The organism is Siphonobacter curvatus (genome assembly GCF_002943425.1).
Taxonomy (GTDB): domain Bacteria; phylum Bacteroidota; class Bacteroidia; order Cytophagales; family Spirosomataceae; genus Siphonobacter; species Siphonobacter curvatus.
The window spans coordinates 322,268-341,352 of sequence record NZ_PTRA01000005.1; the positions used below are offsets into that span (position 1 = coordinate 322,268).

At 49.2% G+C, this 19,085-nt stretch carries 12 protein-coding genes; 6 read left to right on the forward strand and 6 right to left on the reverse strand.

Features of this window, described 5'->3' with window-relative positions; translation table 11 throughout:
- Nucleotides 1–109: 109 nt before the first annotated feature.
- The 5 genes from C5O19_RS21470 to C5O19_RS21485 all read left to right on the forward strand — a co-directional run bounded on the left by C5O19_RS21470 (nt 110) and on the right by C5O19_RS21485 (nt 5,980).
- Nucleotides 110–874, forward strand: a complete 765-nt coding sequence (locus C5O19_RS21470; protein ID WP_104715426.1) for a LytR/AlgR family response regulator transcription factor — start codon at nt 110–112, stop codon at nt 872–874.
- Nucleotides 875–876: 2 nt separating this feature from the next.
- Entirely contained in the window at nt 877–2,061 is a 1,185-nt protein-coding gene (locus C5O19_RS21475) for a sensor histidine kinase (RefSeq protein ID WP_104715427.1), read from the forward strand.
- Nucleotides 2,062–2,208: 147 nt separating this feature from the next.
- The gene (locus C5O19_RS26090) at nt 2,209–2,352 is read left to right on the forward strand and encodes a hypothetical protein (RefSeq protein ID WP_165796092.1); all 144 of its coding nucleotides are present in this window, start codon (nt 2,209–2,211) and stop codon (nt 2,350–2,352) included.
- Nucleotides 2,353–2,355: 3 nt separating this feature from the next.
- A complete protein-coding gene (locus C5O19_RS21480; protein ID WP_104715428.1) occupies nt 2,356–2,724 on the forward strand; it encodes a type 2 periplasmic-binding domain-containing protein in 369 nt (122 codons plus the stop codon).
- A 187-nt stretch (nt 2,725–2,911) separates the two neighbouring features.
- Nucleotides 2,912–5,980 (forward strand): lantibiotic dehydratase, encoded by a 3,069-nt coding sequence (locus tag C5O19_RS21485; RefSeq protein WP_104715429.1) that lies wholly within the window; start codon nt 2,912–2,914, stop codon nt 5,978–5,980.
- Here the strand turns inward: C5O19_RS21485 and C5O19_RS26095 are convergent.
- The 5 genes from C5O19_RS26095 to C5O19_RS21505 all read right to left on the reverse strand — a co-directional run bounded on the left by C5O19_RS26095 (nt 5,977) and on the right by C5O19_RS21505 (nt 12,851).
- A complete protein-coding gene (locus tag C5O19_RS26095) occupies nt 5,977–6,126 on the reverse strand; it encodes a hypothetical protein (RefSeq protein WP_165796093.1) in 150 nt (49 codons plus the stop codon). The genes C5O19_RS21485 and C5O19_RS26095 overlap by 4 nt on opposite strands.
- A 507-nt stretch (nt 6,127–6,633) precedes the next feature.
- Complete coding sequence (locus C5O19_RS21490; RefSeq protein WP_104715430.1) at nt 6,634–7,650, reverse strand: glycoside hydrolase family 43 protein; 1,017 nt, start codon at nt 7,648–7,650, stop codon at nt 6,634–6,636.
- Between the two features lies 1 nt (nt 7,651).
- The gene (locus tag C5O19_RS21495; RefSeq protein ID WP_104715431.1) at nt 7,652–9,145 is read right to left on the reverse strand and encodes an MFS transporter; all 1,494 of its coding nucleotides are present in this window, start codon (nt 9,143–9,145) and stop codon (nt 7,652–7,654) included.
- A 20-nt stretch (nt 9,146–9,165) separates the two neighbouring features.
- Nucleotides 9,166–10,233, reverse strand: a complete 1,068-nt coding sequence (locus C5O19_RS21500; RefSeq protein WP_243406474.1) for an endo-1,4-beta-xylanase — start codon at nt 10,231–10,233, stop codon at nt 9,166–9,168.
- Nucleotides 10,234–10,289: 56 nt separating this feature from the next.
- Complete coding sequence (locus C5O19_RS21505; RefSeq protein ID WP_104715433.1) at nt 10,290–12,851, reverse strand: glycosyl hydrolase 115 family protein; 2,562 nt, start codon at nt 12,849–12,851, stop codon at nt 10,290–10,292.
- A 519-nt stretch (nt 12,852–13,370) separates the two neighbouring features.
- On the opposite strand from C5O19_RS21505, the gene C5O19_RS21510 reads away from it, so the two are divergent.
- Nucleotides 13,371–17,435: a hybrid sensor histidine kinase/response regulator transcription factor gene (locus tag C5O19_RS21510; protein WP_104715434.1), complete on the forward strand. Its 4,065-nt coding sequence runs from the start codon at nt 13,371–13,373 to the stop codon at nt 17,433–17,435.
- A 413-nt stretch (nt 17,436–17,848) separates the two neighbouring features.
- On the opposite strand, the gene C5O19_RS21515 is transcribed toward C5O19_RS21510, so the two are convergent.
- A complete protein-coding gene (locus C5O19_RS21515) occupies nt 17,849–18,937 on the reverse strand; it encodes a Gfo/Idh/MocA family protein (protein ID WP_104715435.1) in 1,089 nt (362 codons plus the stop codon).
- Between the last annotated feature and the right edge of the window lie 148 nt (nt 18,938–19,085).

Consider the following 19,085-nt stretch of genomic DNA (forward strand, 5'->3'; position numbering starts at 1 on the left):
TCGCGTTTTAAAAACTTTTTAGACCAGTGAAAGAAAGCGTTCGACGAATGAAGAGGGCCGACACATCAATAATTTCCGTGTATATTGCCAGGGCTCAGCTTATGAAACTATGACTGCTCCGCTATCCCCTGTTCGTTGCTTTATTATTGATGATGAATTACCCGCCCGTCAGCTGATCGAAAAGTTCGTTAGCCGGGTGCCCTTTCTCGAACTCATTGGTACCTGTGATAATGCGGTGGATGCCTTGTTTCAGGTACAGCAACTCAAACCCTCGCTTATTTTTCTGGATGTCGAAATGCCGGAAATGACCGGGTTTGAGTTTTTACGTCTGCTGCCCACGCCCAAGCCGGAAGTAATCATGGTAACGGCCTTTCCGCATTACGCCGTGGAAGGCTTTGAGCATCAAGTGACGGACTACTTATTAAAGCCCGTATCCTTCGAACGCTTCATGCGGGCCATCAATAAAGCCACGGGAAATCGGTCGTTTTCGCAGGAAGCCCCTACCCCCACTCCACCGATAGTGTCCCCCAGTCCTGAACCAGCTCCGGAGCATACGGATTTCATCCTGATTAAGGAAGATAAGAAGCTGATCAAGGTAGTACCCGAAGAAATCGTCTTTATTGAAGGCATGAAAGACTACCTGAAAATTCACCTGCCGGGCCGGGTACTCGTCACGCACATGACCATGCTGAAGATCGAAGCCATGCTGCCTGCCGCCCTGTTTCTGCGGGTCAATCGGTCGTACATCGTTCGCAAAAGAGCCATTCAGGAAATTGATGGCAACGTCATTACCACGACGGACGGAAAGAAAGTACCCATTGGCGTCACCTTTCGGGAGTCGGTCATGGAAACCTTACGCAAAAACCGTAGCTAGTCTTGACTATTTTTGATCGCCACCACCGAAGCACGCTGAAGAACATTGGTCTGCATTTGCTGGCCTGGCTGTTGCTATACTTTTTGGACCGGAATTATTTTGCTCCCCGGCTCGTACACGATAATGCCGAAGTCGTTTCCCGGCTCTCGCTGATTACCTGGCTAGTGGATATCAGTGTGTATTACGGGCTGGGCCATTTTGTCTTTCCCCGCTATCTTTATACCCGTCGCATTCCCTATCTGATTGGGGCGATTTTGCTGGTTTTTCAGGTCACTTATCTGATTAATTATTATAGTTTCCAGTGGGTACAGCCGTATTCAGACGGTTACGGTCTTGCCAAGGTGTCGTACGTAGAAAAAATCTGGCATCAATTTCTCAAGCCTCACGGACTACTGGGCTGTTTTACGCACCTGCCAACAGCCTTATGGAGTTACTCCTGGTCACTATTTATTCCTACCGTCATTCTCTTTTTCAAGGGAATTAAAGACATTACTCAATACCGCAACCGAGCCCTACGACTGGAACGGGATAAATACGAGTCTGACCGAAAACAGCTTCTACTGGAAAAGAACAACCTAGCCTTGGAACTGGATTTCCTCCGCTCTCAGATCAACCCGCATTTTCTTTTCAATACGCTCAACAGTCTCTACGTACGGGTGGTGGATCTTGACGATGAAGCCGCCGAAATCGTACTCAAGCTTTCGGACTTGATGCGGTATAATCTGTACGAGTCGAACGTTGAACGCATTACCGTTGCGAAAGAACTGGAATTCATCCAGAACTACTTGCTGCTGGAACGGGCCCGCCACGGACAGCGGGTTGAGATCAGCTATACTGAAACTGGTGATTTTCAGCAGCATCAAATTGCCCCCTTGCTCCTGATCTCGCTGGTTGAAAACGCGTTCAAACACGGAGCCAGTAAGACCCGCGATAAAGCCTTCGTCCGGGTAGAAGCCCATCTGGAAGGATCAACATTTACGTTTCGGGTGGAAAACAGCGTCAGTTCGCTCTCGAATCCAGCTCCGCAAAAACCCAACTCCGGCGGCGTCGGGCTGGTCAATACCCGCAAACGACTCGATCTGCTGTATCCGGCTCAGCACCAACTTTCCCTACACGCCAGCGAGCAAATGTATACCGCTGAGCTAATCCTTCAGTTAGAACATCGGATGCATTCTCCGTTCGACTAATGCATTCGACGATGCCAGCTTTTCATTCGTCGAAGGTTGCGTTGGGTCCGGCTAAATTTCTTGAATTGCCGCAACCCGTAGTTTTACCTTTGTCATGTCCTCCTCGCCCAGAGAGGTACACAAACCAACCATTTCGCTCTACCGCTTATGAAAACGCCCTCTACTTCCGCTAACCGCTTAGTCCTTAAAAAAGAACGCTTGGTATCCCTGCATGCATCCTCGGGCGGACGCTCTGATTTAACGGTTTCTTCCCGGCTCTGCGAAATGTTTACCATCACCTACGGCCGCTAATCCATGTTTAACTGCCTCTTACTTCACCGATCGTATCTATCCGATACCCTGCTGGAGCATTACATCCGGCGTACGGGCTGTCTGGACTTAACCTGGACTGGTTCGTATTCCAGCGAAGCGGTTCAGGAGATACGATCGGGGAAGTACGATCTGGTTTTTGTCAGCCTTCCCGAACCCCATTCGCTTCTTCCCGAATCCCTGGTTACTACCTTACGTCACTGTAAGTCACTCGTCCTGTCTTCGCTGTACCCTGAGCACTTGTATGCTCACTATCGGCTCGAACGCCTTCATTTTCTTACGGAACCCTTCCCCGCCCAACAGTTTCAGCAGGCCATTGAAAAATACATTGCACTGGCTGAATCGGGTTATTAACCCCACCTCAAGTTTACAAATACTTAGTACACGTTAAGTATTATTTAAACATCTCATTTTCAATGTATTGACAAGTATTGATTTATGTCAATATCAACCCATTGAAACGAAAAATATTCCTGTTTGGTAACGGAGTACAGGGGCCGAAAGCTTACATTTAGCTAGCCAACCAGCCCCCTGATATCCAATGCTCCACCCGTTTGGATTTTACCTCCTCCGCCAACCACACTGGTCTATTGACGAACTTCTCCAACTCCAGCAAAATGCCTCTTTCATTCCTCTAGCCGCTCAGCTACGATCCTGGTACGCCAGTCCATTGGCCCAACAGGCCTTATGTCTGGCCTCCCCGGCTTTGTACGAGCGATTTGAGCAGTGGTTTGCGGGTACTGAATTACCCGAAGGCGACAAGTTTTTATTTGCTCTGTATAAATACGCCATCCGGATGAGTACCCGGTGCACGCCGTACGGATTGTTCGCGGGTTGTTCGGTCGGACAAATCGCTTCGACTACGCAATGGGAAGGGGTTGATCGGGAGCAGTTGCAAACGCATACCCGCCTGGATGTAGAGTGTCTGTTTGCTCTGAAAGACTGGCTCACCCAGCAGCCCGTACTCCGTTCGCAACTTCGCGTGTATCCGTGTACGTCATTGTATACTGTAGGCGATTCGTACCGCTACGTTGAGCCGCTGCGGGTACAGCAGCAACGGCAGTATTTTATCAGTGCCGTGGAAAAGAATGAGTTTCTGGACCTGATTTTTGAGAAGGCCCGCCAGGGAGCTACGCTACCCGAATTGACGCATGGCCTAAGTGAATTAGGTATCGAAGCAGCTGAGGCCGAGGAATATCTGGAAGACCTGTTGAGCAACCATTTACTGGTGTTTGAAATTGAACCTACGCTCACGGGTACGGATTACCTGGATTACCTGAGTAAACGGCTTCAAACGCTGGCCGATACGCAACCGCTGGTCATTATTTTGAGCCAGCTTCAGGGCCTATTACGGTCCAACACGGATCTCCGCCTGACGTATGAGGCAACCCGCCGCTGGCTCGATCAGTATGATCAAACCACGTCCAAACCCGACATCATCCAGGTCGATGCTTTTCATTCACTGGCGGTGAATCAGCTACAGGCTTCGGTGGTGGAGAAAATTACGAAACAACTCTCCCGGCTGATGGTCTTGCATCGGCCGTACAAAAACCCGGAACTGGAAGCTTTTAAACGTCGCTTTTACAATCGCTACGAAGATGAAGAAGTCCCGCTGGCACTGGCCCTGGATCACGAAATTGGCGTAGGGTACGGGCAGCAGTCGCCTTTGGGCATGGGGTACGCCCCGATGGTGGATGACTTGTCGCTACCCAGCGTAGCCCCCGAAGATACGGAAGCCCGGCCCGCCTGGTGGCAGGATTTTCTGCTGGAAAAGTTTAGCCACTGCCTCAGTACGCACCAGCAGGAAATTAAGCTCAGTAACGAAGATCTGGCCTGGATTGGTCAGCATCAGCTTCCTTCGCCACGAATGGCCCATAGCTTTTACGTATTGGGCAGTCTGCTTGCCGCGTCAGAACAAGCCCTGGATCAGGGAGATTTTCAGTTCAGCATGGCGGCCTGTAGCGGCCCCTCTGCGGTAAATTTGCTGAGTCGGTTTTGTGAAGGAAGTACAACCCTGACGGAGCAGGTACGGGCCTGTGTGGCCGAAGAAGAGCGTTTTCACGCCGATGTCATTTTCGCCGAAATCGTCTACTGCCCCGATTCCAGAGCCGGTAATATCCTGACCAGACCTGCTTTGCACACGTACGAGATCCCGTACATGGGTCAATCATCGGTGGAGCCGGCCTATCAGATCCCCCTGGAAGATTTACGGGTATCGCTGCAAAATCAGCAAGTAGTGTTACGCTCGAAGCGGCTTAACAAACGCGTCATTCCCCGGCTTTCGAATGCTCATAACTACCACAATAGCCTGCCGCTGTACCGCTTTTTGTGCGATTTGCAATCACAGGATACGCCATTTCTCTTGCACTGGGACTGGAGTCTGCTGAAGAAACAGGCCTTTTTACCACGGGTTAGCTACGAAAACATTATCATTAGCCGGGCCAGGTGGGCTTTACGCAGTGAAGAGTGTACGTCAGTCGACCAACTGCCCAACCTGCTAAAGCAGAAAGGCTTACCGAACTTTTTTGTACTAGCTTCGGGAGATAATGAACTGTTAATCAACGCACAGGATTCTCATTCCTTGCATTTGCTCTGGCTGGAATTACGCAAACAGGGTACGCTTCAGTTATTGGAATTTTTGTCCACGCCTGAGCAGTGCCCGGTTTCAGCCCGGGGCTTGCGGTTTACGCACGAATTGATTCTTCCTTTTTACAATACGGCCGTATCGCCCATTCCGGGCTTGTCCCATAAGCCTTCCGAAGTACCGCAGCGTCGCTTTTCGATTGGCAGCGAATGGCTGTACCTGAAGGTGTACATCGGCGAGAAGTCTTCGGATTTAATCCTGATCCAAAGCTTGTACCCAGTGATTCGCCAACTTTTAGGTAATCACATCATCCGCCAGTTTTTCTTTGTTCGCTACAAAGATCCCGATCCGCACCTGCGGCTCCGGTTTCTGGGAAATCCGCACCTGGAGTTTTATCACCACGTCATTCGGGCTATTGAGCAGGTACTGCGACCCCACGTACAAACGGGCCTGGTACACCGCATTCAGACCGACACGTACCAGCGGGAACTCGAACGCTACGGCATGCAGCACATGGAACATTGCGAAACGATCTTCCATTACGACAGTCTGACGACCCTCTCCTTTCTGGAAGAAGCGGGCATTGCCGCCGATGAAAGCCTGCGGTTTGTGTTTACGACCCGGCAGATCGATCAGTTGCTGACCGAAGCGGGTTTGAGTATTGCCGAACGGCACGAACTCATGAGCCATCTGAATGGCCAGTTTTTTCAGGAATTCAGCGGGAATCCCACTTTACGCAAACAGCTCAACGACAAATACCGCCTGTACCGGCCTTTGATTGAACAGCAGCTGAATGCCCCCCGCGAAGCCGCTCCTTCTGGTCTAAAGGACGTGTTGAATCACCTGAATAGCTCCTTTGCGGGCCAAGACCAACGGTATTACCTCCTAGCGAGTTTTATTCACATGATGATTAACCGTATTTTCCCAACCAAGCAGCGGGCCTATGAACTGATTGTGTACGCCTCGCTGACCAAGTATTACGACTCGGCCCGGGCCAAACAGCGAATGGTACCGACCCTCGACTAGTCAAGGGATTCATCGGGCAGGTACTCAAAGGTTCGGAATAGATCGGTGGCGGAAACCATCCAGTTGTCGTCGTAACCCATTTCTTCGTCGTCCCATTGATCCAGGCCCAGGGAATGATGCAGGAGTACTTGTTCTTTGTTTTTCATGATCGTTTGGTCAGTGTTTACTCAACAAAAGTGAGTGGTAATGAACAGTGGATCAATAACGTACGGGAATGGTTTATGCGAATTTTTCCGATCTTAAACGAGCCTTCGTTTGACCTAACCCTTTACTAGTGAGGTCTTTCGTCCCGCAGATACGGCTGATCATTTAGTCCATATACATTCCATGTCGGGCATCGCATATCGGCACGCCCACCGCTCCTTTCATCCTGCTCTAGGCCACCGTATTGCGGATGGCCCCCATGGAATGGTTAGTCGTGGAGAGGTCCAGCCTGGAAGGCTCAAGGGCTACTCAATAGCTAGGTATAAGTACCAAATCTAGTCTAGGTGAATAACGAGCAAAGCTTTTAATCTACCATAAAAGTAAGTATAAGCCACTAACCCCCACTGCCGTCAGCATCAAACTCGATTTAGATATATAACAAAAGACATGAACACAAAAAGCCCAGAGCCTAAACAGACTCTGGGCTAACCCTGTCAAAAACAATCGGACTATCGATACGGATGAATAGTCTGAATATGTCCCTTTTCATCATGCAGAAGCGGAGTTACTTTTATACTCCGTAAATGCGTCACTCCTCTGGATAAACTGGAATCATGGTAAAACAAATACCACTGCCCATTGAATTCACAAATGGAGTGATGGGAGGTCCAGCCGACTACGGGTTCCAGAATCCGTCCAGCGTAAGTAAAAGGTCCGTACGGGCTTTCCCCGATGGCGTAGCAGATGTAATGCGTATCGCCGGTAGAATACGATAAGTAATATTTGCCTTGGTACTTATGTACCCAGCTCGCCTCAAAAAAGCGGCGGTCGTTATCTCCGGCGGTTAGTACTTTGCCGTTCTCATCCGTCAGCACAATCTCTCTGACCTCTTCGGCAAAGGATAGCATATCCTGCGTCAGGCGAGCGATCCGAGGCCCCAGAGCGGGTTCATCTCCGACCGGCTCCTGATGAGCTGCATCGAAGGTATTATTCCGATACGACTGGAGCTGTCCGCCCCACAAACCGCCGAAGTATAGATACGCCGCCCCGTCATCATCAACAAAAACGGCGGGGTCAATCGAATAGCTATTCTGAATCGGTTCCGCCTCCGGCGTGAAAGGACCCGCGGGAGAATCGCTGACCGCCACACCGATCTGGAAAATCCCGTCGGCTTTTTTGGCCGGGAAGTAGAGGTAATATTTCCCGTCTTTAGACGCGGCATCCGGAGCCCACATTTGCTTTTCAGCCCAAGGCACATCGTTCACGTGCAGAGCCAGGCCGTGATCAACAACGGCAGATTCCGGCGTTTCCATGGAAAAGACGTGATAATCTTCCATTGCAAAATGGCTTCCCAGATCATCAAAGGGGATACCCGCCTCTACGTCGTGCGAAGGATAGATATAAATTTTTCCTTCAAACACGTGAGCCGAAGGGTCTGCCGTATACAGGTGCGTCACTAAAGGCTGGGAAATGGCCTTCTTGTTTAATTCCTCAAAATCAATGTGTTCAATTGAATCTTCTGGCATACTAGGCTTCGTTAGGGGTGTTTAATACGGGACTGCGTCTGGCCTGCAGTTCCCTTTCGAGTTTGTCTTCCATTTTCTTATCAATTCCGTAACCCAGCAGTAGCGTGGCTCCCCCGATGAAAATCAGGCCCGGCACCACGCTCACCAGGAACCGAATCCCTTCTACGGCACTTTCGGTCTGTACCGTCGCATCAGCATCGTAGCCGAATACGCTTAGCAACCAGGCTGAAATGGCTCCGCCAAAGCTCAGGCCCACTTTTAATCCAAAAATCATAGCGGAGAATATAATCGCCGTTGCTCGCCGGTTATTTTTCCATTCGCTGTAATCCGCCACATCCGCAATCATTGCCCAGAGCAGGGGAATGGTGATGCCGTATAGGAAGCCATGCAACGTCTGTAAGGCAAAAACTGTCGATACAGCCGTCTGGGGCAGAAAATTGATGAGGATCAAACTGGCCCCCGAAAGAGCCACAAAAAGGGCGTAGATATTACGTTTACCCACTTTATCGGCCAGGGGCTTTGAGCAGATAATCCCCGCAATCATCGCCAGGGTACTCGCCGCACTTACAACGCTGGCAGTAGCATAGGGAGCACTACCGGGCTTGCGAAATTCCGCCAAGGCCGCTTCTCCGGTGATGCTTTCCAGTTGATCGAGCATCGCTGTGAAGCCCAGGTTTTCTAAAAAGGCCACCTGACTGCCTACCGTCAGATAATACTTGAAGTAAAAGATGTTCATACCGCCTTTAATTGCCAGCGTGATGAAAATCAGTACCGTCAGACCCAGCATAATTAACCAGGGCCGGTTGTTGACTAAATCCGATAGATCCTGCAATAAGGGCGTTTTCTGCTCTTTGGGAGGCGATACGCGTTCTTTGGTAGTCAGAAAGGTGATCAGAAAACAGATCACGCCGGTAATAGCGAATACTTTCATCACCTGCTCGAACCCGGCGGCTTTATCGCCCTGACCAATCGAAATGACCAGGGGCAACAGTAATACCTGTACCGTAAACTGGGCAATCATCACGGCCACAAAGCGGTACGAAGACAGACTATTTCTATCTTTCATATCCCCGGTCATAACACCACTTAGGGCTGAATACGGCAGATTATTGGCAGAATACACCACCACCAGAATCAGGTAGGTAACGAAAGCGTAAGCGATTTTACCGCTCTCATTGAACGAAGGCGTGGAAAAGGCCAGCAACGCAATAATGCCGAAGGGTACGGAGGTCCAGAGCACCCAGGGACGAAACTTGCCCCACCGGGTATTGGTTCGGTCGGCAATGGCTCCCATTGCCAGATTGAATACGGCCCCAATCACCCCGCCCGTCAGCATGATAAAGCTGGCACTTCCGGGGGATATTTTGTAGACATCCGTATAGAAAAACGTAAGAAAAGCCATCAGGGTCTGAAAAATCAGGTTTGCGGCCAGATCGCCCAGGCTATACCCTATTTTTTCGATGACTGTTAATTTGGTGGATACGTGCGGTTCCATAGGATTAGGTGCGGGGTTTGCTATTGATTCGCCTGAATTACTTTGTAAAAAGCTGGCTTGGGGTTGTACTGACGGTCAAACAACAAAGGGTAATTGGTCCGTCCCCGTACGGGCCAGCCATTCAGCCAGCTTTGTCCGTCATGAACGCCCCAGAACGTCACGCGTGAAATCTTGTCTTTATGCTTGATGAATAGCTTGAACAAGGCCTCGTAATCACTGGCGAGTTTCTGTTGCAGCGAATCCGGCAATGCATTCGGATAGGGATTCAGCCCTTTGTCGTTTTTCATTTGCTGACTTACTTCGGCTCCCTGGAAATCGCGTTTCAGTACCTCAATGTCCAGCTCGGTAATGGCCACTTTGATACCCAGAGCTGCATACTGAAGGATGCTTTCCTCAATGTGCTGTAAGGGAATTTTTCCCGCGTGCCAATGGCCCTGAATGCCTACACCGTCAATTTTGACACCCGCTGCCTGGATTTTTTTGATAATAGCGATACAGCCCGCCCGCTTGGCCGGTTGTTCGTTGTTGTAGTCGTTGTAGTACAGGTCGGTTTCGGGCGAAGCTTCCTGAGCCAGCTTGAAGGCTTCCGTGATATAATTTTCGCCCAGTCGGTTCAGGAAAATGGATTTCCGAAGCGTTCCGTCCTCGTTTAAGGCCTCGTTCACTACGTCCCAGGATTGAACTTTCCCGCGATACCGACCAGCCACGGTTTGAATATGGTTCTTGAAAAACAACTGAAGGGAATCGTTGCTTTTAATTTTCCGTACGAAGCCGGGTAACTGACTGTGCCAGATCAGCGTATGGGCATTGATGGCCAGTTTATTTTTCTTACCAAACTCCACCAGCTTGTCGGCATAGGTGAAGTCATACTGATCCCAACGCGGATGGATCACTTCCGCCTTCATGATGTTTTCGGGCGTAGCCGCGTTGAACTGTTCCGTAACTAATTGAATCTCTTTGGGGTTTTTCTCGTCAATCTGACCCGCGTTTAAAGCCGTTCCGATCAGGAAATAGTCTTTGTACACCTCTTTAAGAGAGGGCAGGTTTACTGACATTGCTGGCCTGGTTTCCGGCTTGAAATGCGTCATAGCCAAACTGGTCAGCCCCAGCAGGAAAAGGGGTGTATATTTAAATCGCATACAGATTAGTTAGTTTTCGTTTGATAGAGGGTCTCTTCCGGACCTAAATAGCTTTGCTCAACGCCGCCAAAATCAACCACCAGTTTTTGAAGCACGACACCTGGACTCACCAGCCAGAACTTCAGCGTATGTTGTCCCGGCTTGTCAAAAACGTGTCTGCTGGTTTTGATAATAATATTGCTGCCCGCCCACTTATTCCAGATACCGCGGTCGCTAGTTTTGTCCTCTTGGTTGATACTAAAAATTTGGGCAGGTGCATCGTCTACGGAAATGGCGTACTGCAAACCCTTCTCCGAACTATAGAAATTCAGACTGGGTGAAAAGTAGGCGTGAATGGTGGCTTCGCCAGCGGAATAGGTATCGACATCGTATTCCACGTGAGGGGCGTTGCCTTCGGGTTTTTGCTCCGGAGCTGTCACCGGGAAAGCCGTAAGGGCCGAACCCGTTCGACCGTGGTCGGGTAACACCTTCCAGGTTACCACGTTGGAATGAATCACTCTTGAAAAATGGTCGGCTTCGATGGAGACACCCCGTTTTTCATCCTGATAAAACGCATGTCCTGAAGTCTTTGCCTGCTCTTTCGCTTGTTGATTCGTTTGGGTTTGGGGCACTGGCTTCTCGGTACCTTCATTCGCGGCTAAACGCATCACTTTCGGCATTCGCTGTACGTTGGGCTGCTGCCAGCTGGTGTAGCCAATGTGCGTCTGACTCATCAAGTGATTCCATTTTCCGTTGTTGAGCTGATGATACCGTTGCGTAATGAGCGAATCGTTGGCATACAGCTCCTGCACTTTGTCAGCGTACGCATTGGTTTGCTTCCACTTTTGCTGATAGGCCTCGGTATTAAGAGCTACGTGATAATACATCGCATTGAGGTTGGCACAGGCCTGGATGGGGTGCAGTACCAGTTGAAAAAAGGCATCCCGGTACTCCGTCGGAATTTGCTGGTTTAGGGCTTCCGCTTTAGCTAGCAGCTGGTTATAATCCGCAACCACTTTCGCCCATTCGCCAGTTTCCAGCGAATAGGTTTTGGCATCCAGCAATTCGGGTTTTCTGCGGGCATTGTATTTGGCATACCGGGCTACCAGAAAAGCAATGTCGCGGGCGTACGTCTCGCCGAACTGAGCCGCTGCCCAGGTTTCGGTATACGATTGTAACTGGTCGGCTCCAATCCGATCCGGGTTCCAGGCATAATCCAGGAAGAAGGAGATCGGAAACTCCATGGGTTTTAAGTCCCCCACGTTCACAATCCAGATATTTTTAACGTCATGCTGCCAGGCCAGGTGCATCTGTTCCCAAATTCGGGGCAGCGGATTGGTATTCAGCCATTTGTAATTTCTGGGACCGCCCACGTAGTCAAAATGGTAATAAATGCCGTAACCACCTTTGCGGGCTTTGGCTGTCGGGGCGGGAAGCTTCCGAAGGTTGCCCCAGTTATCATCACACAGCAGTAGAGTCACGTCGTCTGGTACTCGCATCCCCTTGTCGTAGTAGTCCTGCACTTCTTTGTACAAGGCCCACAGTTGTGGGGTTTGCTCGGCTCCTTTTCCCGTTACTTCCGAGATAATTTCCCGCTGATCTTTGACAATTTGTTCCAGTAAAGCCGTTGCGGTTTCCCGCGACATGGGTTCGTCACCGTCGCCCCGCATGCCGACACTCACAATTTTCTCATTCGTGGCCCGCTGCATACCTTCCCGCCAAAACCGACTCAACTCCTGCTTATTTTGCTCGTAATTCCAGGGACCTTTTCCGAATCGACGCCACTCATCGTGAGCCCGCATGAGGGGTTCATGATGGGAGGTACCGATTACAATTCCGTACTTTTCGGCCATTTGTATGTTGAGCGAATCATCCGCGTAGAAGGCGTTTCCCCACATCGCTGGCCAGAGGTAATTGCCCTTCAACCGTAGGATGAGTTCGAATACTTTTTCGTAAAACTTGTGATTGAAGCCTCCAAATTTCTCCTTGGTCCAGCCAGACAGGGCCGGTGCTTCGTCATTTAGAAAGATACCCCGATACTTTACCCGAGGAGCGTCGCTAAAGGCTACATTTTTAAACAGGTAGATTTCGCTTTGTTTTTTCACCGGTACATCGGCCCACCAATGCCAGGGAGACACCCCCAGTTGACGGGAAAGTTCGAAAACCCCGTACGCCACGCCCCTTCGATCACTACCACTAATAACCAGAGCCTGGGCAATCGCAGGCGTCGGTTTTTGCAGCGTTTGAAGATGGTACGTTTCCCAGGCACCTGGCAGCTTGGAAGGATTGAGTTTTTTCCCGGCTACGAGTTGCTTTATCCAGGCGGATTGCCCGGGCGTACCGATCGCAATTACGTTTTGTTTAACCTTGGCCAGGGTATGAACAATCGGTAGCTGACGGCCCGTCACGAGTTCAATGTCTTTTTGCAGCAGTTGAGCCGACGTCTGCACCAGCTCCGTCTCGTTCGCATCAACATAAATGACCGACTGGGTAATCGCAAAAGGGGTAGTTTTGGTCGATACGATCTGCTGAGCGTGTGCCGTTGAAAGCCAAAGCACTCCTACGGCAATAAGTATTCTAATGTTCATGTCTGCTTTCGATCCAATCTATGAACGCTGGTTTAGGTAGGCTAAGTCGTTAGGAAAGCATTCGTAGTTTCCGGACTTAATAAAGAAGCCCCAAACCATAACTTTTTAAAGAATTAGTTTAACAAAAGTATCCGGTAAGGCTCCGCATCTGTGAGAACAGATGTATAAAAGAGTGATACAAATGTTTAAAAAACGGCACCTAACCACTTACACGTTCATCCAGACACCTCATACGTATGGATTTAACCGTGAAAAGAACGCCGAAGCAACTAATCCTTTTCTTTATGGCTTCGCGTAGGGGAAGACGGGTATTTTACGCCTCCTAGCTTTGGCTGATCATTTTCACGGATTTCTTAATGAGTTTAACTCATACTATCTTACTTAAGCTATTTTCATGATTATACTAATAAATAATTATATTTGTCTTATACTCTACCAAGCCTGTTTTTAACTTGTGAATGCTCCATAGGGACGCCTGCGATAAGCTGGGAGTTTACGATAGATGATTAACTGAGGTTCATGAACATCCTTTACAAAATTTTACTGAGTACGCTCCTTATCCTTTCCCAATTCCAGGCGTTTGGGCAATCCCAACCGTTGATGTTTACCACGCTTACTACGAAAGATGGGCTTTCTTCCAATACCGTCGCTGCCATTCTGAAAGATCGGTACGGTCTGCTCTGGTTTGCTACGGAAGATGGACTCAATAAATACAACGGTTCCAATTTCACCGTCTATCGCCATAGCGACGCGGACCCTACCAGTTTAGGCTCCAATGATGTATCCGCCTTGTATGAGGATCGGGAAGGTCGCCTCTGGGTGGGTTCCATTGAAGGGTCGCTCCATTTGTACGATCGAAAGAAGGATTCATTCATCCGGATTAATGTCGGACTGAATGTGTATTCGATTTGTAGTGATCAGCAGGGAATGATCTGGGTCGCTACGCACTCGGGTATTTTCAATATCGATCCTGAAACGCTAAAAATCACGACTCCTACCGTCAACGGCTACGCATTAGGTAATGGAAAACCCTGCCGTCGTGTTTTTGAAGACCAGCAAAAACGAATCTGGATTGCCACCAACGACGGCCTGTATGTGTATCAAAAACAAACCCATCAGATCAAAGCATTCTTTCACGATCCTCAAAATCCTAAAAGTCTGACCAGCAGCACCATCATGTCGCTCGCTCAGGATAAACGGGGAAATCTGTGGGTAGGTACCCAAAACGGACTTAATCGGCTATTACCCGATGGCAGTGGCTTTGAAACCTTTCGTTTCAAAAAAGAAGATCCCAAATCCATCAGCAACAACATCATCTACGCCATCGCGGCTGATGAGAATCATAAGTTATGGATTTGCACGGAGATGGGATTAAGCATTCTGGACGTTGAAACGGGCCACGCGGAGCGATACCTGCCGAACCCAAACAGCCCGTATAGCCTAGCTAATAAATCCGTCAAATGCCTGTTGATTGATCCTAGGGGTATTACCTGGCTGGGCACGTATCAGGGTGGTGTTAATAAGTACGATAAAAACCTAACCCTGTTTGGCCTGCAACGGAGTCGGCCCGGCGATAACGCCAGTTTGAGTGCCCCTTTTGTCACTTCTTTTGCTGAAAAAGCCAACGGAGATCTGTTTGTCGGAACGGACGGCGGCGGATTGAATCTATACAACCGCAAAACCAATCACTTTAATCGGGTTAATCTGTATTCAAGCGAAGGTACGCCCTTGCCCAACCTGGCCATTCTCTGTATGACGCAGGCTGCCCGTCAGCAAGTCTGGATTGGCACGTTTCAGGAAGGGCTGTTTTTGCTGGACGCCAATACCGGGAAAAGCCAACAATTCAAGATGGGGTCCTCCCCCACCCATCTCAATCACAATGATATTTTCTGCGTGAAAACGGACAAGCGGGGCAAGGTATGGATTGGCACAAATGGCGGAGGACTGAACGGTTATGACCCCGTCCGAAAGGAATTTACGTACCTGAATCCGCCCGCCAAATCCAAGCCTTCCCTCATTCCACTGAATGGGTACATCCGGGCCGTTGAAGAAGATAGCCAAGGTAATCTCTGGATTGGATCGTTGGGAACGGGGGTTGCAGTGTATAATCCGTTGACTCAGAAAGCCTTCCGTTACGACAAGGGAAACAGTAATCTTCCCAGTAACCGAATTACGGCCCTTCACTATGATCAAAAAGGAAACATGTGGGTTGGAACCAGTGGCGGAGGCTTAGCCCGCTTTGATTCGGCTTCGCGTTCATTTGTGCGGTACGGGGCAGAAAAAGGATTGCCCAGCGGCATCATAAACAAAATCCTTGAAGATCAGGAAGGTAGAATCTGGGTGAGTACCAATAAAGGCATCAGTAGTCTGGAACAGGGAGCCAATCGATTTACCAACTATACCTCACATAATGGACTTCAGGACGACATCTTTGCTTTCGGCTCAGGTATTCGTACCTCGGACAATACCTTATTTTTCGGCGGGATCCACGGATTCAATTTCCTGACGACTAGCCATATCAAGCAAAGTGCTCTGTCACATCCCATTTTATTTACGGACCTGAAAGTAGGCAACAAAACCATTACTGCTGCGGATTCCAGTATTACATCCGAGCACATTTCGCTGGCCAAATCCATTCATCTGGATTACAAACAGAATTTTTCGATTAGCTACGCCTCCCTCAATTATACCAATGCTCACCAGAATACCTATCGGTATCGGTTGAAAGGCTATCAGGAAGAATGGTATTATGCGGGCACCACGACCGTTGCTCATTATACGAACCTGAACCCTGGGGCATATACGTTCGAGGTTCAAACCACGATTCACGGCAACGTATGGAACCCGAACGGAGCCTCGTTAAAAATTGTAGTTAACCCACCCTTTTATCTCACCTACTACGCGTTTGCTTTTTACATCCTGGCAGCGGGCTTTACGATCTGGTCGCTCCGTCGTCGGGGGATTCAAAAGATCAAGAAGAAATTTGCGGAGGAGCAGCAGCAGCGGGAAGTACAACGGATTCGGGATCTGGATCAAATGAAAATCAAGTTTCTTACCAACCTGAGCCATGAATTTCGTACCCCCATTTCTCTGATTCTGGCTCCGCTGGAAGGTATTTTAACCAAGAAACACGAGTCCGCCATTGACTCCCAGTTGCAGACCATCGATCGCAATTCCAAGCGTCTGCTTAATCTGGTAAATCAGTTGCTGGATTTCAAGCAAATTGAACAACAGGAACAGACGCTACAGGTCTCTACCCGAAATGTGGTCGCTTTTGCTAAAGAAACCTGCGATTCCTTCCAGGATCTGTCGGAGAAAAAACACATTGATTTTGTATTCCAGAGTTTTGTACCCGATCTGGACCTTACCCTAGACTTTGATAAGATTGAACGCGTACTGTACAACTTGCTTTCAAATGCCTTCAAATTCACGCCTAAAGGCGGGAAAATCAAACTCAAAGTCTTTGCTCAGGTGGACGAACGTAATCCGGACCAGCACTGGTTTTGCATTGCCGTATCGGACACGGGCATCGGCATTTCTCAGGATAAGCACCTGCACATTTTTGAACGGTTTTATCAGGAAGAAGCCAAGGGTTTCATCAATCAGGGCAGTGGTATCGGCTTATCGATTGCTCAGGAATTTGTATTGATGCACGGCGGAAAGCTATCCGTGGATAGTGAGCCGGGTAAAGGAAGCACGTTCATTATCTACCTGCCCCTAGCTGAGGCCTCTCAAAAGGCGTTTTTACCCGAAGAAATCGTGGAATCAAAACCCTTGCCACCGGGCAAACAGGCCCTGGGACCGAGTGGAATTGATACGGCAGATCGCATTCTGGTGGTAGAAGACAACGAGGAATTCCGGCATTTTCTGGTCGAACGCCTCAAAGGACAGTACAATGTTTTTGAAGCCGCCGATGGTCGGGAAGGCTGGCAAAAAACGCTTTCCACCCATCCGACGCTGATTATCAGCGACATTGCGATGCCACACGTGGACGGAATTGAATTCAGTCAGAAGGTAAAATCGGACAAGCGAACCAGCCATATCCCCTTGATTCTGCTAACAGCCTCCACAGGCGATCAGCAGCAACTCCGGGGTCTTTTATCCGGGGCGAATGACTACCTGACGAAGCCGTTCAACTATGAGATTTTGAATGCGAAAGTAAATAACCTTCTGGCGTTAAACCGCGTTTCGAAGGGCTATTACTCCAAACGAATTAACCTGGTTTCTCCCGAGGTTGAAGTAGAATCGGCGAATGAAAAACTCCTGAAAGACATCGCCTTTTTCATTGACGAGCATATCAACAGTTCGGTACTAAGCGTGGAAAACCTGAGTAAACACGTAGGTATGAGCCGGGGATCGCTCTACAGTAAATTGCTGGAACTAACCGGAAAAACGCCCGTGGAATATATTCGGTCGGTTAAACTCGAAAAGTCCGCAACGCTGCTGGAAAAGAGTGATCTGAATATTTCGCAGATTGCCTATTCCGTAGGATTTCCGAATGCAAACTACTTCACCAAGTCTTTTAAAAGTCAGTTTAATATGCTGCCGTCGGAGTATCGGAATGCGAAGAATTTGTCGAATTAGGGGTTAATTCGTGCATTTGGGCTTCTTGTTAGTTGGCTAGTAGTCGAGGTATATCCCTTAGTTTTGTTTTGGGGGAAGATTTGTTATTCACCTAGACTGGGTTCGGCTCTTTTGATAAGGCTTACGGGCGGGAGAGGTTTTCTTCTGACAGTAATTTATGTTAGTTAGTGGTTGCAATACACGCAAAACCTGCATGGACGACATAAAACCGAACCCCGTCCGTATGCATTCCATGCGGGGCATGAAATGCATACGGACGAAATGACCAGCCAAGTCAACGGGACGAAATCACGATCCTGTTATACAAGTTGATTGATATTGGTTATCAGATTTCAGCATACAATCCAATGATCAAAGACAAGCCATCGTAGCAACGTTCCCTTGTCCTTACTCATTCCAAAAAGCAAAAACCCTTAAATTTTAACACTCTTGCCGGACGCTACTGATTTATAGATGGCTTCTACGACTCTGATGTCCCGCAAACCTTCTTCGCCGGGGGCGATTAGGGCTGTATTGTTCAGGATAGCCAGACAATCCTCGTCGAGTTGTTTCGCCTGCTGATTTTTAATGGGGAAGTCAATCTTCGTTCCGTCCGACATGCTCCCTTTATTGCCCAGGTACCCGGACTGGGGTTCGAGTTTCAGCCAGCCTTTCTCGTAATTCACCTGCAGATAGTTCATGTTGATGCCAAAGCTGGTTTGGCAGGCCGCCCGTGCTCCACTCGGAAAATCCAACATGAACATCATGGTTTCCTCCACTTCTTTGTAAATATCAGGCCGCGTCGTGGAAGCCTGAGCGATGACGCTAATGGGCTCTTCGCCCGTAGCGAGTCTGGCTCCCTGTAAGGCATACACGCCCATATCGCCCATCACTCCACCGCCGAGTGCCTTCTTTTGCTTCCAGTGGTCCGTTCGAGCATCAAAGTAACCCGCAGCACTGTTGATCATTTTTACCTTACCGAATTTCTGCTCTTTGGCTACTTTCATAACCGCCTGAATATTAGGATCGTGCTGGCAACGGTACCCGATAGCCAGTTTTACTTTATTGTCGGCACAGGCTTTAATCATGGCTTCACAATCCGCCACGGAGGGAGCCATGGGTTTTTCACAAAACACGTGTTTGCCCGCTTTGGCAGCCCTGACCACATACTCCCGGTGCATGGACGGAGGCAGCACGACGTAGACGATATCGATGTCGGGATTATTGGCAATCTGATCGAAGTTCTGGTAGTTGTAGATGTTCTTGTCGGCCAGATTATACTTCGCTTTCCATTGCTGAGCCTTGGCCGGTGTTCCCGTTACGATACCAGCCAGATAGCATTTTTCAGTCATTTGGAGGGCCGGGGCCAGTAAGTCTGTGCTGTAGTACCCCAGACCCACCAGAGCAATGCCCAGTTTTTCTTTTTTCGGTGCCGTTGCCGCCAGAAGCGGATTTCCGGAAAATAAAGTAGCCGCCCCCGCCAGGGATACGGTCGTTAAGAACTGCCGTCTTTCGATTTGCATAACGGTTTTGAGTGGTTCTGATGCAGAGCTTTCCGGTCTACGCCCTACCCTGCATCCATTCGGTTTAGATTGGTACGAAAGTTACGTATTAAGTTAAAAAATTGACGTGAAAGGCTAGCTAAGGCGAATTCCCGTCCAGATTAAGCAG